Raw genomic sequence first — 17899 nt, forward strand, 5'->3', positions numbered from 1 at the left:
ACTCCGCGCACGCAGGTCTGCGCGGCAGTATGGACGGGTTCAGTTGCGCCGACCTGTCAGGCGGCCACATTGCAGAAGGAGTTTCCATGCGCGGTGTCATCATGCACGCCCCCGGCGATGTTCGTGTCGAAGATCGCGAGCGCCCCACGATCGTCGAATCGACCGATGCCGTCATCAAGGTCTCGGCATCCTGCATCTGCGGGTCCGACCTGTGGCCCTACCGTGGCGCAGAGCCCGTCGATCACTCGCCGATGGGGCACGAATACGTCGGTGTCGTCACCGAGATCGGTGCCGACGTGCGCACGATCGCCGTGGGTGACTTCGTGGTCGGTTCGTTCTTCGCCTCCGACAACACGTGCGACATCTGCCTCTCGGGGTACCAGACGCACTGCGTCCATCGGCAGCCGGGCGCACCGACCGGAGCGCAGTCAGAGTACGCACGCATTCCCCTCGCCGACGGCACGCTCGTCGCGACGCCCGGGCAACCCGACCCCGAACTCATCCCCTCGCTGCTCGCCGCATCCGACGTGCTCGGCACCGGCTGGTTTGCAGCGGTCGCCGCAGAGGTCGGCCCCGGCAAGCCGGTCGCGTTCGTCGGTGACGGCGCCGTCGGGCTGCTCGGCATTCTCGCAGCGCAGCAGCTCGGCGCCGAACGCATCATCGCAATGTCGCGTCACGCCGACCGTCAGGCTCTGGCGCGCCGCTTCGGCGCGACCGACATCGTCGAGGAACGCGGTGATGCCGGGGTGGCGCGCATCAAGGAGCTCACCGGTGGGCTCGGAGCCCACAGCACGATCGAAGCGGTGGGCACTCAAGAGGCGATGCAGCAGGCGATCCGGGCGACTCGAGCCGGAGGCCACGTCGGCTTCGTCGGTGTCTCACACGATGTTTCGCTCGAAGGCCGCGAGCTCTTCTTCTCAGGCGTGCACCTGCACGGCGGCCCGGCGCCCGTGCGCCGTTTTCTGCCCGAGCTGATCCAGCTCATCTGGGACCGCAAGATCGACCCTGGCGTCGTGTTCGACCTGACGCTGCCGCTCGAAGAAGCCGCCGAAGGCTACCGCGCAATGCACGAGCGCCGCGCGACGAAGGTGCTGCTCACCACCAACTAGGCAGCTCGCGATTCGTGGGTGCGGTGCGGCGAATACGCCAGAGCACCGCACCCTCAGTGCGCAGCCCCGAGCTCCACGAGCAGCACGCCCGCGCCGATGAGCACGATGCCGGCGCCCATCACCCAGGTCAGCGGCTCCTTGTAGATGAACTTGCTGAGCACCGCGGTCAACGCGACGCCGAGCGCCGCCCAGATGCCGTAGGCGACGCCGAGCGCCATTCCGAGCTGCAGGGTCAGCGACAGCATCACGAACGCCGTCAGGTACCCGGCGACCACGACGATGTACCAGCGGCGCTTGGGCTGATCCCCTGCCGTCGCGGCACGTAAAGACAACGAGGCCGACACTTCGCTCAGGATCGCGACAAACAGCGTCACCCACATCATGCGCTGGCCTCCGCACCATTCGCGGGCTCCGCTGACAGCTCAGCCGCCGCACGAGCCGCCTTGCGGTGCGCCGCCTGCGACCCGAGTTCGACGAGCAGCACGCCGCCGATGATGAGCACGATGCCGGCCCCCATGAGGGCGGTAAACGGTTCGTGGAAGATCACGGTCGACAGGCTCGCGGTCAGCGCGACCCCGGTCGCGCCCCAGATGCCGTAGGCGACACCGAGCGCCATGCCGAGCGACAGCACCTTGCCGAGGCACACGAACGACCCGATGTACCCGACGGCGACGACGATGTAGAGGGCCGGGTGATCCAGCGCCGCTTTCAAACTCATCGAGCCGGTGACCTCGAGCACAATGGCCGTCGCGAGAAACAGCCAGGCCCGGCTCATCGGCGCCGCTTCATCGGCCGCGCGTCACGCACGGCCTGCTGCGCGAGCATCTCGTTGTACGCGTTGAGCTCGGCGTCACCCGAGCGATCGGCCGCACGGTCTTTGCGCTTCTGCTCTTTCTCGTCGCTGCGCGACCACTGAATCGCGACGATGAGCGCGAGTGCGAGTGTCGGCAGCTCGCCGATGCCCCACGCGATGCCGCCGCCGGTCGACTGGTCTTCGAGCGGCGGAGCACCCCAGGTGCGTCCCATCGCGCCGTACCAGTCGGCGAGCAGCAGACCGTCGCCCGTCATGATCGTCACGCCGAAGAACGCGTGTGACGCCATCGTCGCGAACAGCGTCACGATGCGCAGGGGGTAGGGGAATCGATAGGGCACCGGGTCGACACCGATCATCGACAGGTTGAAGAGGTATCCCGAGATGAGGAAGTGGATGATCATCCACTGGTGCCCCAGGTGCTCCTCGGCCGCCCAGCGCGCGATCGGCGTGAAGTAGAAGACCCAGAGCGACCCCGAGAACATCACCGCAGCGAATGCCGGGTGCGTGACGATCTTCGAGAACGGCGTCTGCACCGCCCAGAGAATCCATTCGCGACCGCCCCACGAGCCGTCGGAGCGCTTGTGCGTCGCCCGAAGCGCGAGCGTGACCGGAGCGCCGAGCACGAGGAAGAGCGGAATCAGCATCGTCAGCATCATGTGCCCGAGCATGTGCACGCTGAACAGGTACTGCTCGTACGCGTTGAGCGCACCGTTCGTCGTGTAGGCGAGCAGCAAGATGCCGAGAATCCAGGCCGTGGTGCGCCCCGCCGACCAGCGGTCTCCGCGGCGCGCCAGTCGGATCACCGCGAGCAGGTACATCCCCACGCCGAACGCGCAGACAAGCGCCCACAACAGGTCGAACTTCCACTCGGTCAGGTAGCTCAGCGGTGTGAGCTCGGGGGGCAACGGGTCGCCCGTGAGCCACTCGGCCGGGCCGATGCCGCCCGGCTGATCCCGCACCGGCTCGAGCGCGACCGGCGTCGCCGTGCGCCCGAGTGCGCCCGCAATGCCGCTCGCGACGCCGAGCACGGCGAGCTCGCAGACGACGAACCAGGCGAACGGCCGCAGCCCCTTCGCGGAGTTCGCGATGCGCGGGATCAGTCGCGTGCGCTGCAGCGCGCCGAACGCACCGAGCACCACGAGCGAGCCGGTCTTCAGCAGCACGAGCTGGCCGTAACCGGTGCCGAAGAGGGCATCCCACGTGCCGACGCGCAGCCAGGCGCTGACGACGCCCGACGCGGCGACACCGATGAACGCGAGCAGGGCGAGGCTCGAGTAGCGCTCGGTCAGCGCGGCCAGACGCCGATGATCAACCGTCTTGGCGATGATGATGAGCGTCAGCAGACCGCCGAGCCACACGGCCGCACCCACGATGTGCACGAGCAGCGCGTTGACCGCAGCACCGTGGCCCGACGCGCCGGCCGCGTGGCCCTGCTGCGCGAGCGGCAGCGCCGTGGCGAGGGCGGCGACGAGCACCACGAGTGTGAGTTTGCGGCCGCGCACCGCGAATGCGAGCACCGTCGTGATCGCGGCGAGCAGCAGTTCGAGCAGCCAGAACTGGCCGAGTTCGATTTCCGTCAAGAACTGCGCCAGACCAGCACCGAACGAAGCATCACCCGAGAACGGCTGGCTCGACACGTCCATGTACGTGAAGAGCGTCGCCGCCGCACTGGCGACGGTCAAGACGGCGGCGGATCCCGCGGCGAATTCCATCGCCACACGCGTCTCGGGGCGATCGCTCGCGAATACCCACACGGCCATCACGACCGAGCCGATGAGCCCGGCCATCGCGACGTTGACGAGCGTGCGTGTGATGGGCAGGCCGTATCGCACGATGGCGCCCGGGTCGGCGAGCGCGCGCTCTGCCGCCGCGCCGCCGATGGCGAGGCCGAGCCAGAGTGCCAGCAGTGTCACCCCGAGGAGTACAGCGGGGGCGAGGATGCGGACGTAACGGGGCACCCGCCTAGCCTACGCGCTGCGCGGTGTGAGCTCGGTCGATGCGAGCGACGACCTCGGGTGCCGCCCCGCGCTCGCTGCCGAGAGTCACCTGGCCCACGCTCGCGAAAGCACCACTTTCTCTCGAGAGCAGGTGCGATTCACATGTCATCTCGCAATACAGGGGTTCTTTCGGCGTTGCTTCGGTGCTCCTCGGGGTCACTCGGGGCCCTCAGCATCACCGGCCCGCAAACCCCCTCCAAACGACAGCACCCCCGGCCGCAGTGCGACCGGGGGTGCTGAGGAAGACGAGGTTACTTGACCGCAGCCTTGAGCTTCGAGCCGACCGACACCTTGACGCGCTTGCCAGCGGGGATGTCGATGGTCTCGCCGGTGCGGGGGTTGCGGCCGGTGCGAGCAGCAGTGGTCGCGGTCTCGAACGAGATCCAGCCGGGGATCGAAACCTTGTCGCCCGAGGCAACGGTCTCGGAAACAGCGGAGAACAGTCCGTCGATCACGCTGGAGACGGCGGCCTGGCTCTGGCCGGTCTCGGCAGCGATCTTGGCGACGAGCTCGGTCTTGTTGAGTGCCATGTTGTTTCCTTCCAAGGCGATGAACCGAAACGGTCATGCCTCTAGATCTTGGTTCTGGTACCCCTCCGAATGGAGGGTCCGATCGAATGATCGGTTCGAATCTACCCCAATTCGGCGGAATGATGCGGAACTTCGGTCGGAAATTCCCCAGGGAAGCGTCGTAAAGGGTCGATTTCGCCCCCAGCGGACAGCTCACGCACGTTCGCGAGCCCCCAAACGCCGAATCGGTGTCACTGTGTGCTCGATTTCGGCCAGGAATCGGCTCATCGACCGCACAAAGTGACACCGATCCGCGCACGGGCGGGGCGGCGAGGGCAGGCGAGGCAGGCGAGGCAGGCGGCGAGAGGGCGGCGAGAGGGCCCGCCCGGCCCCCAAACGCGAAACGGCCGCGGATCCCGAAGGATCCACGGCCGTTTCTGCAAGCGGAGTTACCCGCTCAAATCGTGCTTACCAGCTCGAGCAGTCGCTCACGCGCCTCCTCGAGCCCAGCAGCGCTTATCGGTCGAGCTGTTACCAGCTCGACTTGGTGATACCGGGCAGCTCGCCACGGTGCGCCATGTCGCGGAAACGCACACGCGAGACGCCGTACTTCGTCAGCACGCCACGGGGGCGGCCGTCGATGACGTCGCGGCTGCGCACGCGCACCGGCGAAGCGTTGCGGGGCAGCTTCTGCAGGCCCACGCGAGCGGCTTCGCGGCTCTCGTCGGTCCCGTTCGGGTCCACGAGGGCCTTCTTCAGCTCAAGGCGCTTCTCCGCGTAGCGGGCAACGATCGCCTGGCGCTGCTTGTTCTTCGCAATCATGCTCTTCTTCGCCATGATTAACGCTCCTCTCGGAACTCGACGTGCTTGCGGATGACCGGATCGTACTTCTTGAGCACGAGGCGGTCGGGGGTGTTGCGACGGTTCTTCTTGGTCACGTAGGTGAACCCGGTGCCGGCCGTCGAACGGAGCTTGATGATCGGACGTACGTCCTTATCCTTCGCCATTAGAACTTCACCCCGCGCTTCTGCAGATCAGCGATGACCGACTCGATGCCACGGGCATCGATCAGCTTGATGCCCTTGACCGACAGGGTGAGCGTCACCTTGCGGCCGAGTGAGGGCACGAAGTAGGTCTTCTTCTGGATGTTGGGATCGAACCGACGCTTGGTGCGACGGTGCGAGTGCGAAATGTTGTGTCCGAAGCCGGGAACGGCGCCGGTCACCTGGCACACTGCTGCCATGATGTTTCCTCTCATACCGTGAGACCGGACGGCCTCACCCAAGATTTCTTGTCTGCACGAGCCTGCGTCGCGACCGGGGATCCGGTCTCGCTGCGAGAGCTCACGCGGTCTGTGCACTGGGACGGCGCACAGCCAAAGATCGAGCTTAGCTCACGTCCGCGCGTGTCGCAAGCTCGAATCCGCGAGACGAACGCGGGTGCGCTCCTGCGAACCAGCCGAGCACCGCGGCGATACCGAGCGCCGCGACGATGATCAGCAGGATCGCCCAGACGTTCTCCTGCATCACCCAGATCAGGTAGGCAACGAGCGGCAATCCGCCGACGAGCGCACCGAGCCCGGCACCGAGCCGCGCCCCGACCGAGCTCTGCCGACCCCAGCGCGAACCGAGCGCTGCGCACAGGCCCGCGACGACGCTGCCCAGCACGCCGGGAACGAGGAGGTACGGGATCGCGTACACGAGACTCCAGGGCGCGATCACGAGCGGAATGAGCGCGAGTGCGAGCAGCACGACCGCGATGACGACGCTCAGGATCACCAGCGCGATCGGCAGCGGCAGGCGTCTCATGTGCGTTCCCCTCTCGGCGGCGTAAGCTGACGACGTGTCACAGCTCCACGAGATCGACCCTACTGCTGCGCGCAGCTCCGACGCACTGATCCGCTACGTCGCGATCGGCGACAGCTTCACCGAGGGCGTCGGCGACGAGCAACCCGACGGCAGCGTGCGCGGGTGGGCCGATCTGCTGGCCCAGGGCATCGCCGACGCCACGGGCACGGCCATCGACTACGCGAATCTCGCGATCCGGGGGCGTCTGCTCGGTCCCATTCTGGCCGAGCAGCTCGAACCCGCGCTGGCGCTCGGCCCGACGATCGTCACGCTCAATGGGGGCGGCAACGACATGCTGCGCCCCCGCACCGACATCGCCTGGATCATGCGCGAGACCGAACGCGCGCTGCTGCGCATCCGCGAAGCGGGCGCCGAACCGATTCTGCTCGCGGGGGCCAACCCGACGGCGGGCTTGCCGAGCGGTCAGCGCGTGCGGGTCAAGGGTGACGAGATGGTGCGATCCGCCGCGGTGCTCGCCGACCGCCTCGGGGTGCGCTATGCCGACAACTGGAGCGACGCGGAGCTCACCGGCCGCCAGTACTGGTCGCCCGACCGCCTGCACCTCGCCCCGGTCGGGCATCACCGGGTGGCGTCCAACGTGCTGCGTGCACTGGGGTACTCGGCCCCCAGCGACTGGGTGGTCACGGCCGACCCGATCCCGCGCCCGACGCGGCGGGATCAGCTGCGCTACACCCGCGAACACGTGGTGCCCTGGGTGCAGCGTCGGCTCACCGGCCGCTCGAGCGGCGACGGGCGCACGGCGAAGTATGCGGAGTGGACCCGCGTCGAGCCGCGCGCGGTGTAGCGCGGCTACGTCGCGAGGTACCCGCCCTCGACCGGGATCGATGCCCCGGTGATGTACGCGGCGCCGGGTGACGCGAGGAAGCGGACGGCGGCGGCCACGTCGGCGGGCTCCGCGATCCGGCCCAGTGGAATCGCCGCGGCCACCCGCGCCGCCTCGCCTGACGGATCCGCGTGCCCGTCGAGCCACTCCTGATACAGCGGCGTGCGCGTCATGCCCGGAGCGACCGCGTTGACGCGGATGTTGTACGGCGCCAGATCGACCGCAGCCGCCGTCGTGAAGGCGTGCATCGCCCCCTTGGTGGCACTGTAGATGCCCATGGTCGGCACGCCGATGCTGGCGAGGCGCGACGTGATGTTGATGATCGCACCGCCATCGCCCTGCGCGCGCATCTGGCGCGCAGCGGCGAGCAGCAGCTTCATCGCGGCGAACGTATTGGTCTCGAAGAGCGCATCGATCTCGGCGTCTTGGACTTCGAGCAGGTCTTTCGTATGGTCGATGCCGGCGTTGTTGACGAGCACATCGAGACGCCCCGCTTTGGCCACGACCCCGGCGACGAGACGCGCCGCCGCGCCCGCTTCGGTGAGGTCGGCCGCGATGAAGTGCACGCCCTCGCCCAGGTGCGCGGCCACCTCGGCACCTCGCTGTTGCGAGCGGCCCGAGATCACCACCGCGAAGCCATCCGCGCGCAGGTGGCGCGCGATCTCGATGCCGATGCCGGAGGTGGCACCCGTGACGAGGGCGACGGGGGTGTGCGTCATGTGTGCTCCTTCGAGGGGTCGCCGGCGTCGCGGTCGGTCCGATGCCAGCACGGTACCAGCCGGAACGTCGGCGGTCGCGCACCGCAGCGCCGGCCGGTGATGCGTTGCGGAGTGATACGCTCCGGTCGGGCGCTCCGCACGGTGTGCCCGGCAGATGAGACTGAGGAGCAGCGGTGAGTGCAGTGAGCGGAAACGGGCGGTTCGCGAACGGGGCCTCGGCGGCGCTCGCTCTTGCCGGTCTGCTGCTGGTCGCGGGCAACCTGCGCGCGGCACTCACGTCGGTGGGGCCGATCCTCGACATGCTCGAGAGCTCGCTCGGTCTCACCTCGTTCGCGGCCTCGATGCTCATCAGCCTGCCGCTGCTGGCGTTCGCCGGCATCTCGCCGATCGTTCCCGCGATCGCGGCGCGCGTCGGTCTCGAGCGACTGCTCGGCGGCAGCATGGCGCTGCTCACCGTAGGCATTGTGGTGCGGTCGCTTGGCGGCGTCTGGCTGTGGGTGGGCACGATTGCGCTCGGGATCGCGATCGCCGCGATCAACGTCGCCCTACCGGCGCTCGTGAAGCGCGACTTTCCGCACCGCATCGGGCAGGTCACGGGCGCGTATTCGGTCGTGCAGTCACTCTTCGCCGCCATCGCCGCGGGCGTATCGGTGCCGCTCGCCGAATCGTCGGCCCTGGGCTGGAGGCTCTCGCTCGGCATCTGGGCCGGGTTCGCGCTGCTCGCGCTCGCCGTGCTCCTGCCGCGCATTCTGCGCGCCGAGTCGCCGAGCGCCGCGGCCCCGAGCACCCCGATCGAGCTGCCCGGCGGCGGCACCTCGCACGATCGTTTCTCGCCGTGGCGATCGGGCCTGGCCTGGCAGATCACCGCGTTCATGGGCTTGCAGTCGATCGGGTACTACATCCTGATCACCTGGATGCCGTCGGTCGAAGCCGCGTCGGGCATCACGCCGACCGCTGCGGGGGTGCACCTGCTCATCATGAACGCGGTCGCCATCATCGGCAGTACCGTCTGCTCGGCGCTGATCCCCCGCCTGCGCGACCAGGCGCTGCTGAGCGCGATTCCGGGCGTGCTCTTCATCGGCACCGCGCTCGGCCTGGCGTTCGCACCCGCCTGGGGTGCCGTGTGGGCCGGGCTCGGGGGCCTCGCGGGCGGCATGGCGATCGTGCTGGCGCTCTCATTCTTCGGTCTGCGCACGCACCACCACCGTCACGCGGCAGCCGTCTCGGGCATGGCGCAGGCCGTCGGGTACCTCGGCGCCGCCGTGGGCACCCCCATCATCGGTCTGCTCCACGACGTCACCGGCTCGTGGATGCCGGCGCTCTGGACGCTCGGCGTGCTCGGCGTCGCACTCATCGGCTTCGGGCTGCAGGCCGGCCGCGACCGCTACGTGCGGTAGGGGCGAGCCACCTCGGCCTGCGGAGCGGGGTCAGTTGGGGAGGGTGCGTCGCGTGCGACACCCGCTCAAACTGACCCCGCTGCTGCGTGGGCGGATGTGACCGGGCGGGCGTGAGCACTTTTCCGGGTTTCCCGAATCATCCGGGAGGACGACCCGAATGGTACTGCGGGACGATGCCCGCGCCCGCGCGACCCGACAAGCTGAAAGGGTCGATCACGCCGCTCGGCCGCGTTTCGGGTGGCGACCTCCGAGTCGCGCGCCTGCCCAGGCACCGCGCGGCCTCAGCCGAAAGCGTTCATGTCGTTCCTCACGCGCACCAGTCTCAAGAACCGCCTCATCGTGGGCCTCACCACCCTCGCGATCGCCGTACTCGGCCTCGTCTCGATGGGCTCGCTCAAACAAGAGCTGATGCCGTCGATGCAGGTGCCGATGGCCTTTGTGTCTGCGCAGTCGCAGGGGCTCGCGCCTGAAGAGATGGCGAGCAGCGTCACGGAGCCGATCGAGCAGGCCGTGCGCGGGGTGCCGGGGGTGACGGGTGTGACCTCGACGACGTCGAGCGGCGACGCCCAGATCACCGTCGAGTGGACGTTCGGCGAAGACGACGAGGAGACGCTGCGCACCATTCGCAGTGCCGCTGAGGCGCTGAAGCCGAGCTTCCCGTCGGGCACCGAGCTGCAGGTGATGTCGGGCGGCGCCGACGACATCCCCGCGATGATGCTGAGCGCCGGCACGACCGGCGATCAGGAGGCCTTCGGCGACGCCCTCGAGCAGACCGTCGTGCCGGCGCTGCAGGGTGTCAACGGCGTGCGCACCGTCACCCTCGCGGGCCAAGAGGCGCACCGCATCATGATCGATCTGCGCGCCGCCGACGTCACCCGGTTGAAGGTCGAGCCGTCCACGCTCGGGCCGATTCTCGAGGCCCACGGTGCCGCGCTGCCGGCCGGTCAGGCCGACTCGGCCGAGGGCCCGATCTCCATCACCGTCGGCTCGCGCCTCGCAACGCTCGAAGACATTCAGAACCTCCCTGTGCCGACCGCCGACGGCGCGGTCAAGATCTCCGATTTCGCCGATGTCTCGACCGAGGCCGTGCCGGCGCAGACCATTTCGCGCGTCAACGGCAACCCGTCGCTGACGCTGCAGATCACGCCGGCGCAGGGCGCGAACGTCGTCGACATCTCTCACGGCGTCAATGCCGAGCTCGATCGCCTCGCCCCGACGCTCGACGCCGAGTTCGTCACGATCTTCGATCAGGCGCCGTACATCGAGCAGTCGATTCACGACTTGTCGGTCGAGGGCGGGCTGGGCCTGCTGTTCGCCGTGCTCGTGATTCTCGCGTTCCTGTGGTCGTGGCGATCCACCATCATCGCGGCGATCTCGATTCCGCTCTCGCTGCTCATCACGCTCATCGGGCTCTGGTGGAGCGGCAACACCCTCAACATCCTCACCCTGGGCGCGCTCACGATCGCGATTGGCCGCGTCGTCGACGACTCCATCGTGGTGATCGAGAACATCAGCCGGCGCCGGGGCGACGGGCCGTTGACGGTCGAGGGCGTGGTCGCCTCGGTGCGACAGGTCGCCGGCGCCATCACCGCGTCCACACTCACCACCGTGGCGGTGTTCCTGCCGATCGCGTTCGTTTCGGGCATCGCCGGGCAGCTCTTCCGCCCCTTCGCCGTGACGGTGTCGATCGCCCTGATCGCCTCGCTCGTCGTCGCGCTCACCATCGTGCCGGTGCTCGCGTACTGGTTCTTGAACCGATCACGGGCTGCGGATCCTCAGCCCTCCAGCGAAGCCGCCCCCGACCAGACGACCGCGCTCGCCGACACCGCGGTGCTCACCGAACCCGCGAGCGACGTCACCGCTCCTGCCGCCGTGCCGTCGGAACTCGATGAGATCCACACCGAGCCCGACCGTCTGCAGCGCACCTTCATGCCCGCGCTCAGCGCGACCCGCCGGCACCCGGTAATCACCCTGGTGGTCTCGGGCCTGCTGCTCGTCGCGACGCTCGGCATGACCGCGTTCATTCAGACCGATTTCCTCGGCTCCTCGGGCCAAGAGAGCCTGCAGCTGACGCAGACCCCGCCGAAGGAGGCTGCCGACGATCTGGTCGCCGCCGCCGAACCCGTCGAGCAAGCGCTCGGCGAGATCTCGGGTATCGCCGACGTCATGACGTCGATTCCGGTACCGACGCCGGGCACGCCGTCAACGATCAGCTACGACCTGCAGCTCACCGATGGTGCCGATGTCGCCCAGGTGGAATCGCGGGTGCAAGATGCGCTCGATGCGCTTCCCGATGCCGGCGAGGTCGCACTCGCCTCGCAGGATGCGTTCGTCTCGGGCGCCGGCGACGGCATCGCGCTGCAGATTCAGGGCAATGACCCCGAAGCGCTGCGCAAGGCGAGCGATCTGCTCGAAGAACGCCTCGCTGACGCGAAGGGCGTGCGCTCGGTCAAGAGCGAGCTGGCCGGCGAGCAGCCGGTGATGCGCATCAAGGTGGATGAGGATCAGGCCGCCCGACTCGGCTTCGATCGCGCCACCATCGCGAAGTCCGTGCAGGAGGCGCTGGCCGGCTCCACAGTCGGCACCCTCATGTACGAGGGTCAGGAGCGCGACATCGTCGTGCGCACCCCCGGGTCGACGCGCACCGCCGAGAAGCTCGGCGAGATTCTGCTGCCCGTCACGGCGCAGCAGACCGCTGCGGCCCAAAAGGCAGCTGCCGATGCGCTCGAAGCACAGGCAAAGGCGAAGGCCGAGGAGGCTCAGGTCAAGGCCGAGAACGATCTGGCCGCGCAGATCGCCGACGCCACGAATCAGCGCGCCGAGCTCGTCGGGCAGATTGGTGAGCTCAACGCGCAGCTCGCCGCGCTGTCGGCCGCACCCATCGTGCCTGAAACCCCGCTCAGCCCGGAGGACGAGGCCGCCGTGCAGGCGCAAATGGACCGCGCCGAGCAGCTCGCCGGGCTGCAGGGCGCGATCGAAAGCGCTCAGGCCGGCATCACCGGCATGGATGAGCAGATCGCTGCACTGCGCGACGCGCAGAGCGAAGCGGCCACGCAGCAAGCCGAAGCCGAAGCCGCCGAGGCCGAGCAGAAGGCGGCGGCCGAGATCACCGGCACCGCGATTCCGCTCTCGGCCATCGCCACCGTTGAGGAGGAGCTGACCGCCCCGGTGATCACCCGCGCCGACGGCGAGCGCCAGGTCACGCTGACGGTGACGCCGCAAGACGGCCAACTGGCGGTCGCCAGCCTTGCCATCGACGAGGCGATCGCCGACACCGATCTGCCGGCCGGCGTCACGTTCGAGCAGGGCGGCGCGTCCGCCGAACAAGACGAGGCGTTCGGCCAGCTCGGGCTCGCGATGCTCGGCGCGATCATGCTCGTGCTGCTTGTCATGGTCGCGACCTTCCGCAGCTTCCGCGGGCCACTGGTGCTGCTCATCTCGATCCCGTTCGCAGCGACCGGGGCGATCCTCGGCCTGCTCATCACCGGCACCCCCCTCGGCCTCCCAGCCCTCATCGGCCTGCTGATGCTCATCGGCATCGTCGTCACCAATGCGATCGTGCTCATGGACCTCATCAACCGTCTGCGCGAGGCCGGCGCCGGGCTCGACGAGGCCGTGGAGCATGGCACACGTCTTCGCTTGCGCCCCATCCTCATGACGGCCGCGGCGACGGTGTTCGCGTTGATCCCGATGTCGCTCGGACTGACCGGCGGGGGCGTGTTCATCTCGAAGCCTCTGGCGATCGTGGTGATCGGCGGGCTCATCTCGTCGACGCTGCTGACCCTCATCCTCGTGCCGATTCTCTACACGCTCATCGAGCGCCGCCGTGAGCGCAAGCTCGCCAAGCGGGCCGAGCGCCGCGCTCGCCGAGATGCACAGCGCGCGGAGCGTCGTGCCGATGATGCGGGGGCGCCGGCCGAGGCGCGCGAGGCCCAGCTGGCATTTGCGGCAGATCGCCGGTCGGCGAAGCAGGAGGCACGCGCGGCGAAGGTCGACGCGAAGGCGGCGAAGCGCCAAGCGCGGACTGCCGAGCGCGAGGCGCGGGCTGCCGCTCAGGCCGAGCGGCGTGCCGCGAAGGGTGGCGCAGATGCGGCGGACGCGTCGGGTGCGGCCGAGGGGCCGGATGCCGCTGACGCTCCTGACGTCCCTGACGCCCCTGACGCCCCGCAGCCGCCGACGCAGTAGGCCTCCGCTGCGCTGTGCACCACGTGTGAGCGGGGTCACTTTCGGAGTGTGCGCAGATCGCGACACCCTCCGAAAGTGACCCCGCTCTGCGGTTGTCGCCCATCAGCCAGCCCAGCCGCGCAGCAGCCAGCAGCCAACAGCCAACAGCCAGCAACCAACCAGCTCCACCGCCCGACCCGGGGGCGCTCACTGACCCGCCCCACCCGCCCGCCCACACCGCGGAGATTCACGCATCAGCGGACCGAATGGAGCCGATCGGTCCGCTGATGCGTGAATCTCCGCAATTTCGGGCGACTGGACGGGAGGTACGACCGGCGAAAATCGGCACGCGGTGGTGGTGCCCGCGGTGACGCTGCAGGTTGAAGTGCGACTCCAAGCCCTCAGCGCGTTGGCGCACCAGCGGGTGTGGTTGCCTCCTCCGCGGATCCGGGCAGTGAGCAGCGGCGGATCACCCGGCCGACTTCAGCCCCGACCCTGTGAGCAGCACCACGGTGGTCTCGTCGGGATGGATCGCCCCGCGTTCGACCAGCACCTCGAGTGCGGCAGCCGCCGTCGCGCTAGTTGTACTGACCCGGATCGTTGTTGACATAAGAGAAGCCCCCGGTGTCGAGTTGGAGCTGTCTAGTTCTACATCTCGAACCACGGAGGCTTCTCATGTCCCACGCTAACGCCCGACTGGCTCCCGCGGGCCGTTTGATCATGATTCAGCGCATCCAGTCCGGGCGTGCGGTCGCGCATGTCGCCGCTGAGATGGGGGTCTCTCGCACGACTGCGTGGCGGTGGTGGCGCCGATTCCGTGAGTTGGGGATCGTGGGCTTGAAAGATCGATCCAGCGTCGCGCACACGCATCCCAACCGCACCAATGCGTGCGCGGAGACTCGTGTGCGGATCATGCGTGAGTTGACCCGCCGCGGCCCGGTCTTCATTGCGGGCAAGCTCGGCATGCACGCCTCGACGGTCGGACGGGTGCTGCGCCGCCACCGGGAACCATTGCTGCGCGATATCGATCCCGTCACGGGAACTCGGATCCGCGCAGAACGACGATCCGCGAACCGATACGAGCACGATCATCCAGGCTCGTTGATCCATATCGATGTCAAGAAACTCGGCCGCATCCCCGACGGTGGCGGTTGGCGGCTACACGGTCGTCGCGAACGACCGAACCGGAAACGGGGACACGGGTACGACTATGTCCATACCGTGATCGATGATCATTCGCGTGTCGCGTACGCCGAGATCCACGATGATGAGAAAGGTGTTACCGCGGCTGGGGTCTTGGAGCGTGCGATCGCGTTCTATGCGTTGCTTGGGGTGCGGGTCGAGCGTGTCATCAGCGATAACGCTTTCGCATACCGGCACTCCGCAGTGTTTCGTGGTGTTCTTGACGCTCACAACATCGCGCAACGGTTCATTCGTCCGCATTGCCCGTGGACGAATGGGAAAGTCGAACGCTTGAATCGCACACTCGCGACGGAGTGGGCGTACGCGCGGCCGTGGGCGTCGAACGAGGATCGCCGGGCAGGGTTGACTGCCTGGCTCGATTATTACAACCTGGACAGGCCCCATCTCGGTATCGGGGGCCAATCTCCGATCGATCGCGTCAACAACGGTCGAGGTCAGTACAGCTAGTCGGCTCGGTGTAGAGCCCGCGCGCCGCGAACCCGGCGTGCGCGGAGCGGATCCCCGCCTCGGGAACCGCGACCGTGCCTCCGCCGCTCTCACGCAGCGCTTCGAGCATGGGCATGAGGCGCAGCGGGCGGGAGATCGCCGTGCCCTCGGCGATCGTCGGCAGCACCGGGCGGGCGGTCGCGGCCTGCAGTGCCGCCGCCCGCGCGGCCGCCGCACCGGGCGCCGGTTTCACGTGGAACGCCGCGTCGACCGGCGAGCAGTGCAGGGGCTGCGCGGCATACAGACGCGGCAAGCGATCGATCGCGCCGACTCGCAGTAGTTCACGGAACCCGAACGCACACCCCAGCAGGCTGCTGCCCGCGCCGACCGGCATCACCACGGCGTCGGGAGCCCGGAACCCGAGGTCTTCCCACATTTCGTAAGCGAGCGTCTTCGTTCCCTCGAGAAAGAACGGCTGCCAGTTGTGGCTCGCGTACCAACCGTCGCCGCGCTCAGCCGCTGCGATCGCCGCAGCCTGCGAGGCTTCGCGGAGCCCGTCGACGAGTTCGATGCGCGCTCCATATGCGCGCGCCTGCACGAGCTTCGCGGGCGTGGTCGACGCCGGCGCGAAGACGGTCACGTCAAGGCCGCCTGCGGCACCATACGCGGCGATCGAGGCACCGCCGTTGCCCGAGCTGTCCTCGATCACCGACGTCGCGCCCTGCTGCCGCAGCACGGAGAGCATCACGCTGGCCCCGCGATCCTTGAAGCTGCCCGTCGGCGACGCCCACTCGAGTTTGCACAGCGGTCGAGCACCGTGCCACTCGGTCGGCACCAACGGCGTGCGCCCCTCGCCCAGCGAGATCGGGTCGGGTACGTCAACCGCGAAGGCGGCGCGGTACCGCCAGAGTCCGGGCGATCCCGCATCGATGTCTGCAGCCGTGATGCCGCCACCAGGCGTCAGCAGCAGCGGATCACCAGCGTGCGAACGCCAGCGCCCCGCCTCGATCGGCACACGCGCTCCGGATGTCGGGTCGACGTAGGCGGCGTCACTGCTCATGCAGCGCAGCCTAGCAACGCCGTGCTCCCACCATGCTGATCACGATCGGGGTAAGTTGCGGTGGGTGCGCGGCCACAAATGGGCGGCAACACCCGTCGAAAGTTACCCCGATCGCATCCAGCGCGGCGCAGCCGCAGCTACAGCAACAGCGCCGCCAGCGCACTACGCCTTCGGCCCGTCGGGCCCCGGCCCGCCGCCAACGCCGCCGCCCGCACCACCCGCGGCGCCGATTTCGCCACCGACCGCTGCCGCCACCGCGGCGCGCTTCGCGGCGGGCGCCGGCTTGCCGCTGCGCATCGCGGCCATCCGCCCGGCCCGTCGCCCGAGCCATGAGACGGTGAGGTTGATGGCGAGGTAGATCACGACGGCCACGACCCAGAAGGTGAAGAGGTAGCGGTTGCCGTAGAAGGTCGACGCCTGCTTCACCGTCGAGGCGAGCTCGGAGTAGGCCACGATGTAGCCGAGCGAGGTGTCTTTCAACAGCACGACGAGCTGGGCGATAATGATCGGCAGCATCTGCGTGAACGCCTGCGGAAACTCGATGAGCAAGCGGGTGCGCACCGGCGTCAGTCCGATTGACAGGCCGGCTTCGCGCTGGCCCTTATTCAGCGCGACGATGCCGGCCCGCAGTGCCTCGCCGATGATCGCGCCGTTGTAGATGATGAGTGCGATCACGACGGCCCAGAAGGCACCGGTCGAGGCGACGAGCAAGATGAACAGCATCATCAGCAGCACGGGCATGCCGCGGAAGAACTCGAGCAGCACGGTCACGGGCACGCGCACCAGAGCCGACGATGCGAGGCGCCCGAAGGCGAACAGCATGCCGAGCAGTACGGCGCCGACCATCGCAACGGCGGCGGCGCGCAGCGTATTCAGCACGCCGCGGCCGATGAACTGCCACACTTCGCCATAGGCCAGCACATCCCAGCGCGAGCCGTCGAACATGCCGAGCGTCTCGTTGCCGTTGACCGCGATCTGCGGCTGGGCCAGGCGCCAGACGACCCAGCCGAGCAGTGCGGCGAGCGCGACAACGCCCACTACTGAAATGATGCGGGATCGCACCCGCGCCTTGGGGCCGGGGGCGTCGTAGAGAACTGTCGCGGTACTCATCGCAGCACCCGCACCTTCTTCTCGATCTGCCCGGCGATGAGACCGAGCGGAATGGTAATCAGGAGGTAGAAGCAGGCGACGCCGACGAGAATCGGGATCACCGCCTGACCGTTGCTGTTCGTCAGCTGTCGGGCCGTCGCGAAGAGCTCGACCACGAAGAACCCGCCGGCCACCGAGGTGTTCTTCGTCAGAGCGATGAACACGTTGATGAGCGGCGGAACCACCATGCGCAATGCTTGCGGCAGCACGATGAGCGAAAGCGTCTGCCCGAAGCCGAGACCGATGGAACGGGCCGCTTCGGCCTGCCCGACCGGCACACCGTTGATGCCGCTGCGCAGCGCCTCGGCAACGAATGGGGAGGTGTAGACAGCGAGGCCGATCGACGCGAGGATCGCGTACGGTGGCTTGTCAGGCACGATGAGCGGCAGCACGAACACCATGAACAGGAGCAACAGGGTGAGCGGAATGTTGCGGATCAGCTCGGTGTAGACCGTGGCGAATGCACGCAGCGAGGCGACGGGGCAGATGCGCATGACGGCCACGATGAGGCCGATGAGCAGCGCCCCCAGGCCACCGAACAGCAATAGCCTCAGGGTCATCAAGAATCCGGCGAGGATGTCGCCGGCGTTCGCGATCAGCACTTCCACGGGCTGGATCCCTTCTGCGGAGCGGCTCCCGGGGGCGGCGTGCGCCGCCCCCG

General features: G+C 68.3%; 18 protein-coding genes. 5 read left to right on the plus strand and 13 right to left on the minus strand.

The window, feature by feature from the left end:
• Positions 1-86: 86 nt before the first annotated feature.
• Complete coding sequence (locus ACZF5Y_RS15740; protein ID WP_497533662.1) at positions 87-1109, plus strand: zinc-dependent alcohol dehydrogenase family protein; 1023 nt, start codon at positions 87-89, stop codon at positions 1107-1109.
• Between the two features lie 53 nt (positions 1110-1162).
• On the opposite strand, the gene ACZF5Y_RS15745 is transcribed toward ACZF5Y_RS15740, so the two are convergent.
• The 8 genes from ACZF5Y_RS15745 to ACZF5Y_RS15780 form a co-directional block, all read right to left on the minus strand.
• Positions 1163-1492 carry a DMT family transporter gene (locus ACZF5Y_RS15745; RefSeq protein ID WP_497533663.1) on the minus strand — a complete coding sequence of 110 codons (330 nt, stop codon included), beginning with the start codon at positions 1490-1492 and terminating at the stop codon, positions 1163-1165.
• Positions 1489-1884: a DMT family transporter gene (locus tag ACZF5Y_RS15750; protein ID WP_497533664.1), complete on the minus strand. Its 396-nt coding sequence runs from the start codon at positions 1882-1884 to the stop codon at positions 1489-1491. The genes ACZF5Y_RS15745 and ACZF5Y_RS15750 overlap by 4 nt, the downstream gene beginning before the upstream one ends.
• Positions 1881-3881: a bifunctional copper resistance protein CopD/cytochrome c oxidase assembly protein gene (locus tag ACZF5Y_RS15755; RefSeq protein WP_497533665.1), complete on the minus strand. Its 2001-nt coding sequence runs from the start codon at positions 3879-3881 to the stop codon at positions 1881-1883. The genes ACZF5Y_RS15750 and ACZF5Y_RS15755 overlap by 4 nt, the downstream gene beginning before the upstream one ends.
• Before the next feature lie 290 nt (positions 3882-4171).
• Positions 4172-4450, minus strand: a complete 279-nt coding sequence (locus ACZF5Y_RS15760; protein WP_053351518.1) for an HU family DNA-binding protein — start codon at positions 4448-4450, stop codon at positions 4172-4174.
• Between the two features lie 510 nt (positions 4451-4960).
• Positions 4961-5266: a 30S ribosomal protein S14 gene (gene rpsN / locus ACZF5Y_RS15765; protein ID WP_025134217.1), complete on the minus strand. Its 306-nt coding sequence runs from the start codon at positions 5264-5266 to the stop codon at positions 4961-4963.
• A gap of 2 nt (positions 5267-5268) precedes the next feature.
• Entirely contained in the window at positions 5269-5436 is a 168-nt protein-coding gene (rpmG, locus tag ACZF5Y_RS15770) for a 50S ribosomal protein L33 (protein ID WP_017884003.1), read from the minus strand.
• Positions 5436-5672 (minus strand): 50S ribosomal protein L28, encoded by a 237-nt coding sequence (gene rpmB, locus ACZF5Y_RS15775; RefSeq protein ID WP_053351517.1) that lies wholly within the window; start codon positions 5670-5672, stop codon positions 5436-5438. The genes rpmG and rpmB overlap by 1 nt, the downstream gene beginning before the upstream one ends.
• A gap of 145 nt (positions 5673-5817) precedes the next feature.
• Positions 5818-6237 (minus strand): hypothetical protein, encoded by a 420-nt coding sequence (locus tag ACZF5Y_RS15780; protein ID WP_497533666.1) that lies wholly within the window; start codon positions 6235-6237, stop codon positions 5818-5820.
• A 34-nt stretch (positions 6238-6271) separates the two neighbouring features.
• On the opposite strand from ACZF5Y_RS15780, the gene ACZF5Y_RS15785 reads away from it, so the two are divergent.
• Positions 6272-7081 (plus strand): SGNH/GDSL hydrolase family protein, encoded by an 810-nt coding sequence (locus ACZF5Y_RS15785; RefSeq protein WP_497533667.1) that lies wholly within the window; start codon positions 6272-6274, stop codon positions 7079-7081.
• A gap of 5 nt (positions 7082-7086) precedes the next feature.
• Here the strand turns inward: ACZF5Y_RS15785 and ACZF5Y_RS15790 are convergent, their stop codons facing one another.
• Positions 7087-7839, minus strand: coding sequence for an SDR family NAD(P)-dependent oxidoreductase (locus ACZF5Y_RS15790; protein ID WP_497533669.1), 753 nt, complete (start codon positions 7837-7839; stop codon positions 7087-7089).
• Positions 7840-8012: 173 nt separating this feature from the next.
• On the opposite strand from ACZF5Y_RS15790, the gene ACZF5Y_RS15795 reads away from it, so the two are divergent.
• Positions 8013-9236, plus strand: a complete 1224-nt coding sequence (locus tag ACZF5Y_RS15795) for an MFS transporter (RefSeq protein WP_497533670.1) — start codon at positions 8013-8015, stop codon at positions 9234-9236.
• Between the two features lie 297 nt (positions 9237-9533).
• The gene (locus ACZF5Y_RS15800; protein WP_497533671.1) at positions 9534-13421 is read left to right on the plus strand and encodes an efflux RND transporter permease subunit; all 3888 of its coding nucleotides are present in this window, start codon (positions 9534-9536) and stop codon (positions 13419-13421) included.
• 448 nt (positions 13422-13869) lie between these two features.
• Here the strand turns inward: ACZF5Y_RS15800 and ACZF5Y_RS15805 are convergent, their stop codons facing one another.
• A complete protein-coding gene (locus ACZF5Y_RS15805) occupies positions 13870-14010 on the minus strand; it encodes a hypothetical protein (RefSeq protein WP_497533672.1) in 141 nt (46 codons plus the stop codon).
• Between the two features lie 65 nt (positions 14011-14075).
• Here ACZF5Y_RS15805 and ACZF5Y_RS15810 point away from each other — a divergent pair, with 65 nt between their 5' ends.
• A complete protein-coding gene (locus ACZF5Y_RS15810; protein WP_497532199.1) occupies positions 14076-15050 on the plus strand; it encodes an IS481 family transposase in 975 nt (324 codons plus the stop codon).
• On the opposite strand, the gene ACZF5Y_RS15815 is transcribed toward ACZF5Y_RS15810, so the two are convergent.
• From ACZF5Y_RS15815 to ACZF5Y_RS15825, 3 genes are all read right to left on the minus strand, one after another.
• Positions 15022-16089, minus strand: coding sequence for a pyridoxal-phosphate dependent enzyme (locus ACZF5Y_RS15815; RefSeq protein ID WP_497533673.1), 1068 nt, complete (start codon positions 16087-16089; stop codon positions 15022-15024). The genes ACZF5Y_RS15810 and ACZF5Y_RS15815 overlap by 29 nt on opposite strands.
• 162 nt (positions 16090-16251) lie before the next feature.
• Positions 16252-17199, minus strand: coding sequence for an amino acid ABC transporter permease (locus tag ACZF5Y_RS15820; protein WP_497533674.1), 948 nt, complete (start codon positions 17197-17199; stop codon positions 16252-16254).
• Entirely contained in the window at positions 17196-17846 is a 651-nt protein-coding gene (locus ACZF5Y_RS15825) for an amino acid ABC transporter permease (RefSeq protein WP_497533675.1), read from the minus strand. The genes ACZF5Y_RS15820 and ACZF5Y_RS15825 overlap by 4 nt, the downstream gene beginning before the upstream one ends.
• Between the last annotated feature and the right edge of the window lie 53 nt (positions 17847-17899).

The organism is Leucobacter sp. WKLB1, assembly GCF_059696215.1.